Source organism: Floridaenema fluviatile BLCC-F154, from assembly GCF_041929135.1.
GTDB lineage: Bacteria > Cyanobacteriota > Cyanobacteriia > Cyanobacteriales > Aerosakkonemataceae > Floridanema > Floridanema fluviatile.
The window spans coordinates 16,692-34,257 of the sequence record NZ_JBHFNS010000070.1 but is presented as its reverse complement, the minus strand read 5'-3'; the positions used below and the strand labels follow the sequence as shown (position 1 = coordinate 34,257).

Sequence of the window (17,566 nt, the reverse complement as noted above, 5' to 3'; positions counted from 1 at the left end):
ATGATATGGGAGATGCACAAATTACTTGCTTTAATTTAAACTGTCAGGCTCCCAATCCAGAGACTCACAGATTTTGTCAGCAATGTCGCACTCCTTTACCAAAGCGTTATTTATGGTTGGTGGGTAAGGGAGTAGAGGCTTTAAAACCTGGAAAGTTGGTAGGAGAACGTTTTTTTGTCAAGCAGGAAAGAATCGTTCTTGATACTCAACCTGGACTACCTTTACCTTATACAGAAGATATTGCTGATGAAATATTACCTTATTTGCGATTGTTTCCTTATCAATTGCACGTTCCTCAAGTATATGGAAAACTACCACCACATAAGAAAGGTAAATATAAAGATATTTGGTTATTAGAACAAGCTCCAATTACAGTTACAGCTAATCAAAAATTAGGAAAGTCACCTGCTTTGGTTTTATTACCAGAATTAACTAAAGTTTGGCAAGATGCGCTACCAATGCGTCAGTTAAATTGGTTGTGGCAAATGGCTAATTTGTGGCAACCTTTGGAAAGTGAAGGGGTAGCTGCTAGTTTGTTGCATCCTGAATTATTGCGGGTAGAAGGTCAGTTAATTAGGTTGTTAGAATTATGTCGATCGCCAGCAAAACCAAGTTTAAGACAATTGGGTAAATTTTGGTGGCAATTAATACCGAAAGCCCAATCGGAAATTAAAAAATTTCTGGAACAACTCTGTTCTCGAATGATCGAAGAAGAGTTGGTGAATAGTGAAAATTTGATTGGAGAATTAGACCAAATTTTACAGGTGGTGTCTCGATCGCAAACCTGCACTTATCAGATTATTACCCTAACAGAGACAGGGCCAACTAGACAACGTAACGAAGATGCTTGTTACCCTCCACCATCACCTCAAGGGGTAAAACGTGGCGAAGATTCTCACAGTCCCTCTCCCACAGTAATAGTATGCGATGGAATTGGCGGGCATGATGGGGGAAATGTGGCTTCTAATTTAGCAATTGAAACAGTACGAGAGTGCTTAGATAAATTTCCCCAACATTTAGATAGTAATCACTGGGATTTAGTAACACTATTAGAAAATGCTGTTTGTGATGCTAACGATCGCATTAGTCAACGAAACGATCAAGAAGGACGTTCCGAACGGCAAAGAATGGGTACAACTTTAGTCATGGCAAAAGGGTACGCCTCGGAAGTTTATATTACCCATATTGGCGACAGTCGCGCTTATTGGATTACCCACACAGGTTGCCATCAAGTTACCTTAGATGATGACATCGCATCACGAGAAGTTCGCTTAGGTTACGCTCTCTATCGGGAAAGTTTACAACAAGCAGGAACAGGTGCTTTAATTCAAGCATTGGGAATGAGTTCTTCTAATCATCTCTATCCCACAGTCCAACGTTTTATTATTGATGAAGATTGCATTTTTCTCCTTTGCTCAGATGGACTTAGCGATAACGATCGCGTAGAACAAAATTGGGATAAAGAAATTCTCCCTGTTTTAGAAAAGAAAGTCAGTTTATCCACAGCAGCAGCTAACTTAGTTGAAATTGCTAACACCCAAAATGGTCACGACAATGTTACCGTCGGTTTAGTTTACTATCAAGTTAAAGATCATCAACAACAGCAAAAACTAGAAACCGGAACCGAAGAACAGGAAATAACAACTAATTCCTCTGGCGGAAAATCAACCGAGAAGAATCAAATTTCTCAACTAAGAACTCCTTTATTAGTCCCACCAACTAGACAACATAGTTTATTACCACTATTATCTGGAATCACTTTTTTGCTAGGTTTAGGTGGATTACTAGCTTATCTTTGGATTCCCGCAATCGGTTATCGGGTTGATGCTTTAATTAGCCAAATTAAACAGCAACAACAACCAGTTACAATCACTAATCCTCCGGCAAGCAACAACTCGAAACCCGCTACTTCTTTAAGCCCAGGAACCTTGATTCAAATTAAAATTCCTTCATCCTCAACTAACCAAACTCAGAATAAGTTACTGTTGCGAAAAAGTTCTCAACCTCCGCAAGATAAATCAATAATTGGTAGTATTCCCGATCGCACTATTCTGGAGATTGAGCGCAAAGACTTACGGGAGAAAGAACGCTGGCTACTATTAAAAGTTTGCTCTCTTCCCCAAATACCGAAAAGTAACAATCTTAACCAAAAACCGCATCAAGCTGTTCCCCCTAAATTTCGGGTAATTAAACCAGGAGAACAAGGTTGGATCAAACAAACGGAGATTCAGCCTTATGTTGTAGAATATTCTCCTTCTGAATCGCCAGCGTCGTTAAGGTGCTATTCTCAGGATGGATCGGCTCCAGTCAATTGATTTTCGATTAACTTCATTCCCTGATTCACGATCCATCTTTGATAAAAAATAGCTAAAGAAAAACTTTGTCGCCAGAATAGCATCAGAAAAAGCGAAATAATCGATAAACTGATAATTGAAAGCTTTCCATAGCTTCCATCTAGGCCAAATATTCAAGAGTTCTGAATGTTGCCAACTAAGAGCCTTTGCCTCAACATTTCTATTGACCGACTGCATCAAGGTAAGGCAGAACATTTCGCCATTTGGGTTTGGAATGCACCCTATCCTGGTGGTCATGTTCATCATGATTGCATTTTGCCTGAATCTCTGGCCGAAACTTGGCTAGTTTGGCAAGATATGTTCTCTCCTTTTAGTCGATCGCAGTCTTCCAAAATTCCAGCGCACCAGTTAGCGATCGCGCCAACTTTCGTAGTAGTACCAGACAATCCCAGTAAAACAGGTGCGACATACAGCGGACATCTGATGCAACAGTTAGGAATTGACCTGTGGAAATGGTTATTTGATGGGCCAATTCAAAGTTGTTTAGAACGTAGTCAGGGAATTGCGATCGGTATTGGGCCAACTCAAGCTTTGCGGTTGCGTTTAGAAATTCGCGATCCAGATTTAATTCTCATGCCTTGGGAAATTATGCAACCTCAAGTTGGCAAGCAGGCGATTTCTCTAAGCCAACAACTATTATTTAGTCGTACTACTAGCGATGTTGCACCTCTAGCGCCATTGAGAACCGAGCAAACTTTAAATATTCTTTTAGTTTTAGGAGAAGAGTCTACTGGACAAACTTCCAGTAGTGGCTGTTTAAAGTTAGAACAGGAAGCTAAGTTACTGGCATCAGTTTTAGAGAATAGCGTGCAGAATAATATCAATATTGGCGGCACCTTTGTTCCTTGCCAGGTAGACACGCTAATTATGCCTACTGCTGCCGAGTTAATTTCGACTTTAGAAAATGGCATTTATAATGTCTTATTTTATGCGGGACATGGCGCACCAGCACCAAATGGCGGGTTGCTGTTTCTCCGTCCTGGCGTGAACATCAATGGTACGGAATTGGCGCAGGTGTTGACTAGATGCCGAGTGACTTTAGCGGTGTTTAATTCTTGTTGGGGGGCGCAATCGGTGAGAATTAATCATCAAGCGATCGCTCGCAGTAGTTTAGCTGAGGTGTTGATTCATCACGGGGTACCTGCTGTGCTGGCAATGCGAGATGCGATCGCCGACGAAGAAGCAATTAGTTTTATTGAAGCTTTTGCCCGTGCTTTAGCAGAAAGAAAGCCAATTGACCAAGCAGTAGCTATAGCTAGACAGCAATTATTGACTCTTTATAAGTTTAATCAGCCAGCTTGGACTTTGCCTGTATTGTACATCCATCCAGAATTTGACGGTCAACTACTGGAAGTCATTCCTGATATTACTGAATTACCCCCAGATTCGCCCACTTCTGTCGGTCGTCCCCACTTAAATGCTTATCTCCGTCCAGTAGGTTTCACGGGAAATATCTATCATATCAACAGCGGCTTGCTCCGCATTGGACGGGCACAGAAAAATGACTTGGTAATCGAGGAAAAATGGGTTTCCCAAACTCATGCAGAAATTATTTGCCGCTGTACGAGTTTAAATGCTAACGGTGCTGGCCCAAATTACTTTTTGCGAGATTTTTCTCGGTTTGGTACTCTAGTGTCGGGGTCTGATGGGATCAGGAAAGTTCATCATGAGCAAGTGTCTCTTCAGTCGGGAATGGAGTTAAAATTTGGTAGTTCTAAAGGTCAGACTTGGGAGTTCGTGATTGGATCTTAAGAAATTAAAGTTTCCAATTTGGAATAGTCAGTAGTAGATGGTAAAGTTCAATGTATTATTAATGCTTTAACGCTTCTACTTGTTCCCTGATTCCCTAATGAAAAGATATGCGAAAATCATATCCTTAGCTACTCGCGAACCAAATTGCTGTTTTATGGTGAAAAAGTAGAAAGTTACGGAACTGGCAAGAATGCTGATGTAGTCTAACTACGGACAGCGTTAGTTAAAAATGAGACTCAGGAGCTAAAATCATGACCAGTCACATCAGGGGTTCAGGATGTTTCCCTTCTTTTCATTCTCAAGCAGAACAAGAGTTATTACAGGTCTTACTGCAAGATGAAGCAGAATCAGTTTATTATTGGAATCCTACGGAACCAGAAGCAGATTCTTATTTCGCTCAATTAGAAAAGGCATTCCAATTAGATGATTGGAACGAGGAAGAAGTAGAACAAAAAACGCAAAGTTTCTTTAATCAACTTGACGCAATTTGGAGTATTGATGTTCCCCAGATAGCAGTAGAAGATATTTTTGCGGTGCTGCGACAAAAGTTTGCGGCTCGCGTACCAAGTACTTGGTTAGAAGCTATTTCTCATCAGGCTTATCAGCTAAAGTTGGGGCAGAATCAAACTAATATTTCTGGGAATTTGGCAGATCAGTTGGTGCGTTGCGTGCAAGAATTATTACCTAATTGGCCGGAGGGAGATTTATATCTATTTTCGCGTCCTTTGGCTTTTGCCATGCGGGGAACGGAAACTGCTGCGGTTGATTCGATGATTGCTACGGTAAGAGATTTACCTTTTTCGGAATTGTCGGAGATGGAAAAGGCGCGTTTGGGATTGGCGATCGCTCGTTATGCTTTAGCAGAACTAGAGCAACAATAATTAACTTGAAAGCTTTAGCTATTTACACTTTGTCTGCTGTAAAAAAGTAGTGAAAGTTTGCTCCTTACCTTTTATTTATAGATTGCTACATTTGAGATTTTGTCGCTGTTCAAACAGATGTCAAATCTTCAAGTCACTACTTAACAAAAATTTAGTTTGTTATTACAACTAAAATTCATAAAAATTTGGAGTGAAGAGAGAATTTCTTAGAGAATTCTCTGCTACACTCCTTATTAATCTGATGGAATTATTATTGATTGGCTTGAGCACTACGAACAGCTGCTAAGAAGAATAACCCTCCCAAGGGCAAACTAATAGCGAGAATAATCCCAGTAGTTAAGTTGCCCAGGTCTGGATTTCCTGAAGATAGCTCAAAGATTGAGCCGACAGCGGCGATCGCTGATACACAAGAAGCCATCAAAAACAGACCACTTTTGGGAGTCATTATACCCACAGTTATTTCTCCTTATTCGATTGGTTTAACAGCTTGAGTAGAAAAGCCGTATTTTTTCAGTTCTTGGTTTAAAGCTAAACCATTTTCTACTCGGTCTACAAACAAAATGCCATTAAGATGATCCATTTCATGTTGAATGGCGCGTGCTAATAAACCTTTAGCGGAAATTGTGCGCGGACGACCATGTTCGTCTTTGAAACTAACTTCGATCGCTTCTGGTCGTTTTACATCTAAATAAACTTGGGGAATGCTCAAACAACCTTCTTGAGCTACACAAATTTCCCGACTGGCAGCTTTAATGGTCGGATTAATCAACACTAAAGGCTGATTAGCTGCATTATCCGGTTCACAGTCAATTACAATCAGTTGCTTGTGAACGGCTACTTGCGGTGCTGCCAAACCAATGCCATCAGCACTATACATAGTTTGCAGCATTTCCCGCACTAATTGGCGAATTTCCGCATCTACTTTAGAGACGCGCTTTGCTGGTTGGCGCAAAACGCGATCGCCCAAAGTATGAATTTCTAAAGGCGGTCTATCTAACTTTTTCTTTTCGACTAAAACCTCAGTTGTCATGGAAAATAATGGTGAGTAGGACTAAATTCACGCTGTCACTTTTCTTAATTTTATCGTGCCACTCCCAGCTTAGAAGGGCGCAGTAGCGAATGGATTAAAGTCAACACTACCAGCACCTGGCCCCAGAATAGCATTTGGCCCCGTACCTCCGACCACTGGCCCAGAGGCGTTATCCCACCAGTTATTTGTGGCATCGATCGTCCCAGTACCACCGTGATAGAAACCAGCTTTACTGTTGCCGATTAGGTTATTTCTATTGATATTGACTGTACCATTAACAATGGCACTTCCATCTCTGACGGCTATCCCATTAAAGGATTTGGTGATGATATTACTGAATATATCGGCTGATTGGATTGTTCCACCTCCTAAACCTGATTCTCTCAGTCGAATACCACCGCTAGCTATCTCATTGGTGAGATTAGTATTGGTGATGTCATTGTTAGCGATCGTCGCACTACCACCAGCCAATTGAATACCTTGTTCACCAGTATCGCTGACTATATTCGAGATAATTTTGCTGCCCGTTTGAACACTATCGGCAAGAATTCCTGGCCCTTGGACATTAGCAACTAAGTTATTTGTAATTGTCGCAGTTCCCACCCTAAATGCTTGAACACCACTAGTAACGCTACCACTGGTGACATCACGAATTAGGTTATCGATCACTTTTGCAGAGGAACCAGAAGCGTTTTCAAAGTCTAAGAAGATGACTCCACCTGTAGCTGGACCTTTTCCCGTGAATTCATTTTGCCGAATCACCACTTTGCTATCAGCTTGATTGCTTTGATAGCGAATGGCGTTGGAATTATCGCCATTCATTTCAATCCTTAACCCTTCAATGGTGACATCTTTACCCGGAAGAATTGTAAAAACTGGTGTAGAGCCGGGAGCCTTCACAAGAGCAGGAGTAGCTGTTAAACCACTAGTAGGACTTAAACCTGCGTTTGGACCACGAATTGTTAAAGTCTTATCAACAATAATAGTTCCTGTTTCCTGATCGTAAGTACCTGGTCCAGCCACAATTAAATTACCACTTTGCGCGGCATTAACTGCATCGGAGAATTTGGTATGACTAGAAACCTTATTGTTATTATTGTATACAAAGATTTCACCGCTACCAGGTAAAACTGTCAGTGGAGTGGAGTCCAAAATACTCACATTAGCACTACTTTGCGAACCTACAAAATAATCAGATTCTTGTGCTACTGATACGACAATTGTTTCTGTTGGTTCGTTAATTCCATCATTTACTGGTGTGACTGAGATTAAATCAGAAACACTCTTACCAGCTGGGATAATTACTGTACCACTTAATGTGGGATTGTAATCAGTACCCGGAGTAGCCGTCCCTGTAACTGTATATGAGATTGTTAAATCTTGAGTAACGTCACCTCCTGTGCGTGCAAACTGAAATGTACCCGCTTTAGTACCATCCTCAAAAGCAGTTGGATCGGGTGCGGTGACAAAAACTAAAGGTTTATCAGTAACTACAGAATCGAATATGGTAACTGTGGCAGTTTGGGGTGTTCCGGCGACAAAGCCAGCACCTTTAGCGTCTAGGGTGATGGTAACTGTTTCTGGGGCTTCGGTGATGTTGTCTGCGATCGGAACAACCGGAATCGTCGCTTTATTGGAACCTTTAGGAATAATGGCTACACCACTTAAGGCTTGATAGTCATCATTTGGAGTCGCGTTTCCGGTAATAGTGTAAGTAATTGGTGTATCGTTTTCGGCTTTACAGGGAACAAAGATCGTAAATTCGCCGTTGTTTGTCAGAATCCCGTTAGGTGTGGTAACAGGTTCGATCGCTATATCATCAGTAGCTACAATAATTGGTCTAGCTGGGCCAATCTTACCATTACTATCGATGAAGGAAGTGCCGTCTATATTGTTGACATTGACATTCTTGAGAACAACTAAAAACTCACCTGCACCATCACCTTTAAAGGTATTAGAAATCGAAACAATAGTATTAGTTGCATTTGCTCCAGTACCCTGTGCCAAAACTATATCATCGAAACTGAGTCCACCTGTGAGGGAAATTTTATCGATACATTGATCCCAGTCCGTAATAACATCGGCATCTGCTATGGTAAGACCACCTGTGGTTTTAGCCATCGCATTACCAGACAACCCAACGACAAAGATATCTTGAGTACCTGGATCGCCACTGTTACCTGTGAGAGTATCTGCACCTAAGTCACCGTAAATTGTGTCATTACCTTTGTCACCAAATAGGGAGTCATTTCCCATTCCTCCCCTTACTATGTCATTACCTTGACCACCATAAACGGTATCATTTTCTTCATTACCATTGAGAGTATCATCACCTTCATTTCCGTTCAGGAAATCTGTTCCGACACCACCAAATAAACTATCGTTACCTAAGTTGCCAAATACTACATCGTTGCCTTTATCACCATAAAGGACATCATCTTCTTGACCACCATAAATTAAGTCTTCGCCTTGACCACCAAAAACGGTGTCTCTATCTTCATTCCCATTAAGAACGTCAGCACCTTCGCCACCTGATATGGTGTCACGACCTAAGTTACCGAAAATTGTGTCGTTACCTTTGTCGCCAGAGAGTAAGTCGTTGTCTTTGCCACCAAAAATGCTGTCATTGTTCTGACCACCATAAATGGTATCAAAGCCATCATTACCACTCAGGAAATCATCTCCTTCGTTACCGTTAAGGTAGTCATCATCGGCACCACCATAAGCAGAGTCGTTGCCTAAGTTACCAAAAATGGTATCTAGTCCTGTATCGCCAACTAGCAGGTCATCTTGTTGACCACCGTAAAGTAAATCGTTGCCGTCACTACCAAAAATGCTGTCGTTGTCTTGATTGCCGTTAATGACATCATTACCTGCGTTGCCGTCTAGTAAATCAGTTCCGACACCACCAAACATTGTGTCATTATCTAAGTCACCGAAGACGGAATCATTTCCCAAGTCTCCAAATAGTAAATCGTTATCTTGACCTCCTCGTACTTCGTCATTTCCCATGCCACCGTATACGGTGTCGTTGTCTTCGTTGCCGTTAACTCGGTCATTGTCTTCGTTGCCATTGATTAGGTCGTTTCCTGTTCCACCAAAGATGAAATCTTGACCTTCGTTACCAAACAGGGAGTCTCCTGCTTCTAAACCTAGTTCTAAGTCGTTACCTGCTAACCCAAGTATGAGGTCGGGGTCTTTTGTGCCTACTAGAAAGTCGCTACCTGGGGTACCGATAATAGTTGCCATTCTCTATATCTCCTCACTACCTAATCCATATAATCTAACGATTTAGGTCTAAAAAGAGTCATTATTTGCATTTATTTCAGCAACGATACTTAATTCCCTGTTAAATAACAGGAAGGAGCAATCCATTTTTCTCTGGCTACTGTGGCTTTGAAGCTTACAGCAAGGATTTGCCAGTTTTGGTCTGAAACCTAAACTACGCAAGCTTTCGATAGGATCTTACTCTAGTTAATCTCTGGTTAGGCTATGATGACAAGTTAATTGTCATTATTTGTGATATTCAAAGTTTAACTCTATCTTTACCTACAGCAAGGTAGTTTTGCTACAATCTTTTACTGATAAATTTACCATAAATACCAGAGCTTTTATGGATTTAATGGAGTTGGTATGTAAGTAAAAGTGCAGGTCTTACTATGCTGAATTTCATTGATGCAACTCAGATAAAATATTGACTTTGGTTGGAGATGCTTCGATCGTCATTAAGTTAGGAGATTTGCCCGATCGCCTAGCCCACACAAATGTGTATTACCTAACGAAAATCTATCACTAAAGCCAATTAATATTTTACTCAAACTATCCCTAGTTTTGCCAAGTGTTTAATTACAAAAGTTAGTATATTTCCCTTACTAGTGCTACTGGAAAGTAGATCGGAATGAAAAATATTTCTTGGAAGTCTGGCAGAAATCTACTGAATATGATAAAAGAGAAGAATTTCAACTAAAACTATATCATTTTTTAACCAAATGAAGTCTCAGTGGGAATGTTTATTAGAAAATCTGGGAGAGTGGCAAGGTTCTTTTACTCGGTTTTCGCCCAGAGTGGAATTATTGGCAGATACTCCGACGCTGGTGTCTTTAGAAGGGTTAAATAATAATCAGACTATTCGGCAAAAGATTGTCCGGTTTTTACCTACTGGAGAAGTAGCGGAACAAGTTTTAGAATATAGCTCGTTGGGGCGTGGGATTTTATTTTTTGAGAATGGGGCTTTTTCTCAGGGATCGATACAAATTGCGCCTTTTTCGGAGTTTGGTGCGGAGTTGGGGTTGATCGATCGGGAGCGCCGTTTGCGCTTGGTACAATTGTTTAATAAAAATAGTGAGTTGGCAGAAATAACCCTGATTCGCGAAGTTTTGGCAGGTACTCAATCAGCAGAAATTCCTAATTTGACTGTGGAACAATTGCAGGGAGAATGGGTAGGTGAAGCGGTAACAATCTATCCTGATTGGCGATCGCCTAATACCTATCCCACTCACTTAAAAATTTATCTGAATGCAGCGGGTAACTTAGTGCAAAAGCTAAGTTTTGCCGATCGCACTATTGAATCAATTGCCAAAATTGAAGGTGCGATTCTCGATTTTGAACAAAGTCCGCAAAAAGTACAAGTCTTATTATTACCTGATGGGGTTTCTGCTACTTTTCCAACTCAAATTAAGTTTGGTCAAAGCCTTTTTCTGGAAGTAGGTTGGTTACTTTCTCCTAATCAAAGACAAAGGTTAATTCGGAGCTATAATGAAAAAGGGGAATGGGTGAGTTTGACTTTAGTAACAGAAAAAAAGATGTGAATTAGATCCCCGACTTCTTGAAGAAGTCGGGGAGGTTATCTGATGAAATTAAATAAAAGAACCGCGATATTTGAGAGCTTTTTTGAGTAAGATTTGATATTCTTTATCTGTAACTAAGAATGCGCCAAAACGTTCTAAGTGAGGGTTGTTCATTTGAGCATCGAAAAAGACGAATTGACGCGATCGCAAATGTTCCACTAATTTTACCATTGCCACCTTAGAACCTTCAGGAATTCGGTAAAACATTGACTCGCCAATAAAAGCGCCCCCAATAGAAAGTCCTAAAATTCCCCCAGCTAATTCGTCCCCTTGCCAGGTTTCAAAACTATAAGCCCAACCAGCGTGATAAAGTGCATGATAAATTCGTTTTAATTCCGAAGAAATCCAAGTAGTTTCTCGGTTAGAACAACCTTCCACTACCGCAGAAAAATCCCGATTAATAGCAACTTGAAACCGTTCTTGGTTGATGGCTCGCCGGAGAGATTTGGGATAACGAAAGCGATCGTCCAGAGGGATCAAAGCACGCCTGCGGCTACTATACCAGTTTAAATTACCAGTTTCATCAGCCATGAGAAAGAAACCTTGGGCGTATCCTTCGATAATTCCATTAATTTCAACTTGCATCGATTAGTTAATATATTGAATAAATCCTATCGATCTGTTCCTCAACCCCTAATTCAACAACAGAGGCTTTCATATATTCCACTATTGTTGTTAAATTTAAGCAAACGATGGAATGGCTGAAAGTTGGCAGGTAGTTAGCATATCAGCAATCACTACCTTTTACCAACTAGCTAATGCTCAACTTGTAACCCGAATCTCAGAATTATAGAAAATGGCTGAACCAATTCCACCGATTACACTACCATCCGCACAAAATCCTCAACAAGAGGCTGAATGGTTACGCATAAATTTACACCAATGGCTCGATCAAGAATTTATCCCAGAAATAGTCAATCAACAAATTGCTCGTCGTGCCTCGCAAATTTATGCACGACAACGCATGGAAGGGGAAAACGACTTAGGATCTTTGGTAATTGCCATTGTCACCGAGATGCAGGCGTTTGATTTTTCCCAAAGTTTTTATAGTGAATTTGCGATCGCCAATGCTGTCAGCGATATCCTTTTAGATAGTCTAGGGATCGATCGCTGTTGTGGTCAATGATAGTGTTGAGTTTTGAGTTGTAGGGGCGGGTTTAGCAGATAAATCTGTACTCTCAGCAAAAGAATTAACAACAAAACCCGCCCTTACAAAATTTTGAGTTAACAATTGACTCATCACTCACAACTCATCACTTTTCAGTTCTACCAGCTAGACTTCACAACCCCAGGAAGTAAACCTTGGTGTGCCCATTCCCGCAAAACGTGACGAGACAAACCAAAATCACGGTAATATCCTCTAGGGCGACCAGTCACCCAGCAGCGATTCCGCAACCGAGTAGGTGCGCTATTCCGGGGTAATTGTTGAATTTGACGATGAATTGCCAACTTTTCTTGTTGCGTAGTCGCACTAGCGAACTGATCTAATAAATTTTCCCGCTTTTCCGCGTACTTTTCCACTAACTTTTGGCGCTTTTTCTCGCGCTCAATCATGCTCTTTTTAGCCATGAAAAACTATTGTTCCTTGTAGAACGATTAAGACAGCATTTTCTATCTTAACTTTTTGTGGCAATTTGTAGTAGAGGTAGAGGGTTTTGAGTTTCCCTATTGTCCCCAGTCCTTAGTCCCCAGTCCCCAAAATAGCGGAAGGACACAAGTCAGCGAGGGCACAGGCGTTACAGTCCGGTTTTCTCGCGGTACAAATGGCACGACCGTGATAGATGAGGCGAATTGACCAGTTTTCCCAGTCTGGTTGGGGTAAAAGGGTCATTAAATCTCGTTCGATGCGAATTGGGTCTTGATATTCGGTTAAACCTAATCTGTTACTAAGGCGTTTAACATGAGTATCGACTGTTACGCCGTGATAAATGCCATAAGCATGGGCTGAAACTACGTTAGCGGTTTTTCGGGCGACTCCGGGTAGTTCCAGCAATTGTTCCATGCGTTTTGGGACTTTTCCGCGAAATTTTTCCCCTATTAGGCGACAAGCGCCTTGGATATTTTTGGCTTTGTTGCGGTAAAAGCCTGTGGAGCGTATTAAAGATTCTAGCTCGCTGAGGTCGGCGTTGGCGATCGCTTCCGCATCAGGAAAACGGCGAAATAATTCTGGCGTTACCTGATTAACTCGTTCATCAGTACATTGCGCTGAAAGAATCGTCGCCACCAGTAATTGAACTGGAGTTTCATAATTAAGCGTGCAAGTAGCGTTGGGATAAAGTCGCTTTAAACGAATCAAAATCTCCAACGCTCTTTGCTGCTTATTAGCTAGTTTACGAGTAATGCTCACTGAAGTAAATTTTGTACCCACTCAAGCTGAGTTGTATCTCGGACAATCAAAAAGATTCCTAGTCCTAAGAGTAACATTAGCCCAGTTTGCATGACACCATCTTGAATGTGAGTTGGTAAAGGTTTGCCACGCAATCCTTCAATTAGTAAAAAAGCCAACTGTCCACCATCTAAAGCTGGTAAAGGCAAAATATTAATGATTGCCAAGTTAATACTAACCAAAGCGGCAAACAAAAATAGCCGACTAATATCAGATTGTGCCAACTTTGCGCCAGCTTCAACAATTTTCACGGGTCCCGCTACTTGAGAAGCTGTTTCTTGAAAGTTAGTAATTAACTGGTAAAAACCTTTCACTGTTCCGACAAAGATTTGTTGAAATTGGTCGGCAGCAAGGTTAAAGATTTCCAGAATATTATTAGGACGGCGATAAATTGGATTACCATTGGGCACTAATTGAACGCCAATTCGCCCTTTACCATCTGTTCCTGCTTCTGGTGTGACGTTAATAGAACCTGTTGTCCCATCCCGTTGTACAGTGATTTTAATTGGTTGATTGGGAGAGTTTTGAATTTCGGTTTTCAGCAATTCTGGTGCTTCTCGAACAGCACCGAGTTCTTTGCCGTTAACTGAAAGAATCACATCTCCGGCTTTAATTCCGGCAACTGCTGCGGGAGAGTTTTCCGAGATTACTTGAGGAACAAGTACTCCTGGTTGATAGTTAATTCCTTTGGGAACACCAACAATTCCGAACTGAATTACTAACACTAAATAAGCGAAAATTAGGTTAGCAATTACTCCGGCACTGATCACGATTGCCCGATCTAAAATTGGACGATTGCGGAGTAAATTTGGATCGTCAAGGGGATATTTACAATCTGGCTCGTCGTCAGGAAAACCGACAAATCCCCCCAAGGGAAAAGCACGAACGGCGTACTCTGTTTCTGGCCCTTGGTATTTCCAAAGTATGGGGCCAAAACCAAGGGAAAAACGGTTGGCATGAATGCCTTGGAGACGAGCGGCCATGAAATGACCTAACTCGTGTACCACAATTAGGATAGCTAAGACTGCGATCGCTGCCAAAACGGACATAGATAATTTATGCTGCTAAATCTACACATTTCTTCATTTTACGTTGCTGTTTCGTAAAGCACCTCTCGCCCTAGATAAGGTTGCAACACTTCAGGTATTTTTACTGTGCCATCTGGCTGTTGGTAATTCTCCAACACTGCTGCCATTGTCCTACCTACGGCTAGCCCGGAACCGTTGAGAGTGTGAACAAACTGAGTGCCTTTTTTCCCTGCTTCCTTAAAGCGAATACCACCCCGTCGGGCTTGAAAATCTCTAAAGTTGGAACAACTGGAAATTTCCCGGTATTTATCCGCAGAAGGTAGCCACACTTCTAAGTCGTAGCACCTTGCTGCCCCGAAACCCAAGTCTCCGGTACAAAGTTCAATGACGCGGTAAGGTAGCTTGAGGGCTTGAAGAATTGCCTCTGCGTTGCGAACTAGTGCTTGATGTTCTTCCTCGGAGTTGTCGGGATGAACGAATTTAACTAATTCGACTTTGTTGAATTGATGCAGACGAATTAATCCTTTGGTATCTCTGCCGTAAGCACCAGCTTCTCGACGAAAACAAGGGGTATAGGAGCAGTGATAAATGGGTAATTGGGATGATTCGAGTATTTCGTCGCGGTAGAGGTTGGTGACGGGTACTTCTGCGGTGGGGATGAGCCAAAGGTCGTCATCTTTACATTGAAAGCTTTCTTCGGAAAATTTGGGCAGTTGACCTGTAGCGGTGAGGGATTGGCTGTTAACTAATAAGGGGGGGATGATTTCGACGTATCCGGCTGCGGTTTGTTTGTCGAGCATGAAGCTGATTAGTGCTCTTTCTAGGGCGGCACCTGCGCCTTTGAGCATGATAAACCGACTTTGGGCGACTTTGACGGCGCGATCGCTATTCAAAATTCCCATCTTTTCCCCAATTTCCCAATGGGGTAACACCGAATGTTGCGGTTTATATTCTTCTCCCCAGCGCCGCACTTCTGGGTTATCATCTTCGCTTTTCCCAACGGGTGTACTTTCGCTGGGTAAATTGGGAAGTGCTAACAGTAAGGTTTCGAGTTGGGATTTCAGTTCTTTTTCCCTTGGCTCTAGTGCACCAATTTCTGTTTTAACTTTGTTCCCTTCTTCCCGCAATTCTAAAATTTCTCCGCCTTTGGGGTCGCTACCTTGTTTAATTTTGGCAGGAATGAGTTTTGCAATTTCGTTGCTACGGGCTTGCAGTCGGCTGCGTTCTTGTTCTAATTGTCTTTGTTGTTGGTCTAACTCTAAAATCGGTTGAATGTCATACTGACCAGCACCACGCAGATTTAGGCGCTCTTGGACGTATTGTGGATTTTCCCGGATTTGTTTGAGGTCTAGCACAGATTTCTACCCAGCTTTGGAGCCAATTAATTAGGATACCATTTGGGGACTGGGTTAGGGGTTAGGGAAAAGCTCCCTTAACCCCGGCTTCCCTGCTTCTAAGATGGGGTTTTTTCGCTGGCATGAGCGATCGTAATTTGTTCGTTTGGTTGATTTTTGTAGCTATTGTTTAGGTTAGCGATCGCTAAATCAAATTGTTTTTCTTGGGCTTCTTTATCATCATTCGTAGGTGAGGGTAGCCAGTATCCTAATACACCTGTTAAACCTCCCCAGTATAGAGCTACGTTGGGGTCATTTCTAGCATCAGTAGTACATAATTTAAAGACGCATAATCCGATGACAATGGTACTAAAAGATACTTGAGCGATGAATCTCCAAGTTTCAAATTTTTTCATGGCAGTATAGGCAGTAATGAGGGTTTAGTTTTTCTTTTATTACTTACGATTAAAGTTGGTTTTTGCCAAAAAGATAAGTACCCGTTTGGGTACTTAGATGGGAAAAAATATCGGGAAATTTTTGAGATTTAATTCTGGCTTTTGATGGGGTTTTGGGTTAGCGGCTGATGCGATCGGTCAACCAAAGTGCTACAACAATCCCGGCGAAATGTCCGGCGATGGTATTAATATTTGCCTGGACTGCCAAAATATCTAAAGAGCTAATCAGGTCGGCATAGATGGCTGTTTGGACTTGAGAAATTGACCGGGCTGCCAAAGAACCAACTATTGCCCAAGCACCCAAAATAGTTAATAACATTCCTACGAGATTAACTGTTAATCCCATGCGAAGGATCGGAATCGCTTCGGCTTTCCGAGGTCGCATACTGGGATTAGATGATTGCAGTTGTTTACCAATTTGAACATAACGCCAAGCCATGTAAACACCGATACCTAAACTTACGATGCCGCAAATTGCCAAAAACACGCCAAAACTAGTGCCGGGATTGCCACTGTTGGGATTATTGGTATTAGGTGAACGGCTGAAAACGATAAACAGCAGCAACAGGACTATAGAAATTACACCTAGTACTAACTGAAGCCAGAAACTAGTCCAACCCGCCCTGCGAAAATTCCCGGAAATTTGGCGAATTGATGCTGGAACTGATGAGGAATCTGATTTATTTGACATAACGATCAACCTATTAGCTAATTTATTCTAAAATAGAGAAAAAGTGATGGTATGAGAGCTTTGCTTTCCGTGCGATCGCCAGTTCATTGTAGTCTTCTCCGATGCAGCTAAAGTGAATCAACAAAACAAAGTGTCCACAAAAAACATTTTTTCTCGCTGCTGATGCCGTTTTCACCTCCCAAGCAATTGGTGCAGGAAGTTGTTGGCTCGCAGTACTTTGACTCTTACTTTAGTAGTAGTTGGGAACTTTACCACTAAACTGCTGCGATCGATAGGGTAGCTCCCAATACTGCTCGGTTAAGAGTAGGGGCGAAGCATTCGGGCGACAATTTATGACTCAAACCCTAGATTTTCTGTCCGAATGCTTCGCCCCTACAAAGGCAAAAAATGCTTAACCGAGAAGTATTGGGGTAGCTCCAAAGCCAAGAAGCTGACGAGCTCATGCTACAAATGATTCCATTGCCAGCAAAAATCTTTACTGTAGTAATAAAATTATTATTACTAGACTTGATGGGATGGATAGAGAAGAAGAGAAAAAAAAGATGCGTCATTATTGGCAAAATCTTTTTGGAAACAATAAAATTTAATAGTTCTCAGTGCTTCTATGACACCTAGCGTGGAGTCGATCGCTGATTGTTGATGTTACTTGGTTTTTCTTGGCTGAGACGATTCTGTTTTAGGCTTTTTTGATCGGCGATTAAACTTGCCAGAGCAAACAAAGCCAAAATATTTTCGGAATCAGGTAAGCAGACCGAGAACTGACTGTCTAGAATTGATCGTAATATTCAGCAGTCTCCCATCGGAAAAA

15 protein-coding genes are annotated in these 17,566 nt (G+C 41.7%); 5 read left to right on the top strand and 10 right to left on the bottom strand.

All coding sequences use genetic code 11. The features are described from left to right. Window positions 1–5: 5 nt before the first annotated feature. The 3 genes from ACE1B6_RS18140 (at window position 6) to ACE1B6_RS18130 (ending at window position 4,987) form a co-directional block, all read left to right on the top strand. The gene (locus ACE1B6_RS18140; protein WP_413258659.1) at window positions 6–2,315 is read left to right on the top strand and encodes a protein phosphatase 2C domain-containing protein; all 2,310 of its coding nucleotides are present in this window, start codon (window positions 6–8) and stop codon (window positions 2,313–2,315) included. A 165-nt stretch (window positions 2,316–2,480) separates the two neighbouring features. Continuing rightward, complete coding sequence (locus ACE1B6_RS18135) at window positions 2,481–4,106, top strand: CHAT domain-containing protein (RefSeq protein WP_413258658.1); 1,626 nt, start codon at window positions 2,481–2,483, stop codon at window positions 4,104–4,106. Between the two features lie 251 nt (window positions 4,107–4,357). Beyond that, window positions 4,358–4,987 (top strand): hypothetical protein, encoded by a 630-nt coding sequence (locus ACE1B6_RS18130; RefSeq protein ID WP_413258657.1) that lies wholly within the window; start codon window positions 4,358–4,360, stop codon window positions 4,985–4,987. Window positions 4,988–5,237: 250 nt separating this feature from the next. Here the strand turns inward: ACE1B6_RS18130 and ACE1B6_RS18125 are convergent, their stop codons facing one another. From ACE1B6_RS18125 to ACE1B6_RS18115, 3 genes are all read right to left on the bottom strand, one after another. Then, the gene (locus tag ACE1B6_RS18125) at window positions 5,238–5,432 is read right to left on the bottom strand and encodes a hypothetical protein (protein ID WP_413258791.1); all 195 of its coding nucleotides are present in this window, start codon (window positions 5,430–5,432) and stop codon (window positions 5,238–5,240) included. Between the two features lie 21 nt (window positions 5,433–5,453). Continuing rightward, window positions 5,454–6,017 (bottom strand): peptide deformylase, encoded by a 564-nt coding sequence (def, locus tag ACE1B6_RS18120; RefSeq protein ID WP_413258656.1) that lies wholly within the window; start codon window positions 6,015–6,017, stop codon window positions 5,454–5,456. Window positions 6,018–6,086: 69 nt separating this feature from the next. Next, the gene (locus tag ACE1B6_RS18115) at window positions 6,087–9,266 is read right to left on the bottom strand and encodes a Calx-beta domain-containing protein (protein ID WP_413258655.1); all 3,180 of its coding nucleotides are present in this window, start codon (window positions 9,264–9,266) and stop codon (window positions 6,087–6,089) included. 740 nt (window positions 9,267–10,006) lie between these two features. Between ACE1B6_RS18115 and ACE1B6_RS18110 the strand changes: the two genes are divergently transcribed. Beyond that, window positions 10,007–10,825 carry a DUF3598 family protein gene (locus ACE1B6_RS18110; RefSeq protein WP_413258654.1) on the top strand — a complete coding sequence of 273 codons (819 nt, stop codon included), beginning with the start codon at window positions 10,007–10,009 and terminating at the stop codon, window positions 10,823–10,825. A gap of 48 nt (window positions 10,826–10,873) precedes the next feature. Here ACE1B6_RS18110 and aat read toward each other — a convergent pair whose 3' ends face one another. Further along, a complete protein-coding gene (gene aat, locus ACE1B6_RS18105) occupies window positions 10,874–11,449 on the bottom strand; it encodes a leucyl/phenylalanyl-tRNA--protein transferase (protein WP_413258653.1) in 576 nt (191 codons plus the stop codon). A 211-nt stretch (window positions 11,450–11,660) separates the two neighbouring features. Between aat and ACE1B6_RS18100 the strand changes: the two genes are divergently transcribed. Continuing rightward, window positions 11,661–11,990 carry a hypothetical protein gene (locus tag ACE1B6_RS18100; RefSeq protein WP_413258652.1) on the top strand — a complete coding sequence of 110 codons (330 nt, stop codon included), beginning with the start codon at window positions 11,661–11,663 and terminating at the stop codon, window positions 11,988–11,990. A 140-nt stretch (window positions 11,991–12,130) separates the two neighbouring features. Here the strand turns inward: ACE1B6_RS18100 and rpsN are convergent, their stop codons facing one another. The 6 genes from rpsN to ACE1B6_RS18070 all read right to left on the bottom strand — a co-directional run bounded on the left by rpsN (window position 12,131) and on the right by ACE1B6_RS18070 (window position 16,758). After that, the gene (rpsN, locus tag ACE1B6_RS18095) at window positions 12,131–12,433 is read right to left on the bottom strand and encodes a 30S ribosomal protein S14 (protein WP_073594726.1); all 303 of its coding nucleotides are present in this window, start codon (window positions 12,431–12,433) and stop codon (window positions 12,131–12,133) included. Window positions 12,434–12,545: 112 nt separating this feature from the next. Further along, a complete protein-coding gene (gene nth, locus ACE1B6_RS18090) occupies window positions 12,546–13,211 on the bottom strand; it encodes an endonuclease III (protein WP_413258651.1) in 666 nt (221 codons plus the stop codon). Continuing rightward, the gene (gene rseP / locus ACE1B6_RS18085) at window positions 13,208–14,299 is read right to left on the bottom strand and encodes an RIP metalloprotease RseP (RefSeq protein WP_413258650.1); all 1,092 of its coding nucleotides are present in this window, start codon (window positions 14,297–14,299) and stop codon (window positions 13,208–13,210) included. The genes nth and rseP overlap by 4 nt, the downstream gene beginning before the upstream one ends. A 38-nt stretch (window positions 14,300–14,337) precedes the next feature. Further along, window positions 14,338–15,633, bottom strand: a complete 1,296-nt coding sequence (gene serS, locus ACE1B6_RS18080) for a serine--tRNA ligase (protein WP_413258649.1) — start codon at window positions 15,631–15,633, stop codon at window positions 14,338–14,340. A gap of 98 nt (window positions 15,634–15,731) precedes the next feature. Further along, entirely contained in the window at window positions 15,732–16,028 is a 297-nt protein-coding gene (locus ACE1B6_RS18075; RefSeq protein WP_413258648.1) for a hypothetical protein, read from the bottom strand. A 157-nt stretch (window positions 16,029–16,185) separates the two neighbouring features. Further along, on the bottom strand, window positions 16,186–16,758 hold the full coding sequence (locus tag ACE1B6_RS18070; RefSeq protein WP_413258647.1) for a DUF3611 family protein: 573 nt from the start codon (window positions 16,756–16,758) through the stop codon (window positions 16,186–16,188). Window positions 16,759–17,566 lie beyond the last annotated feature (808 nt).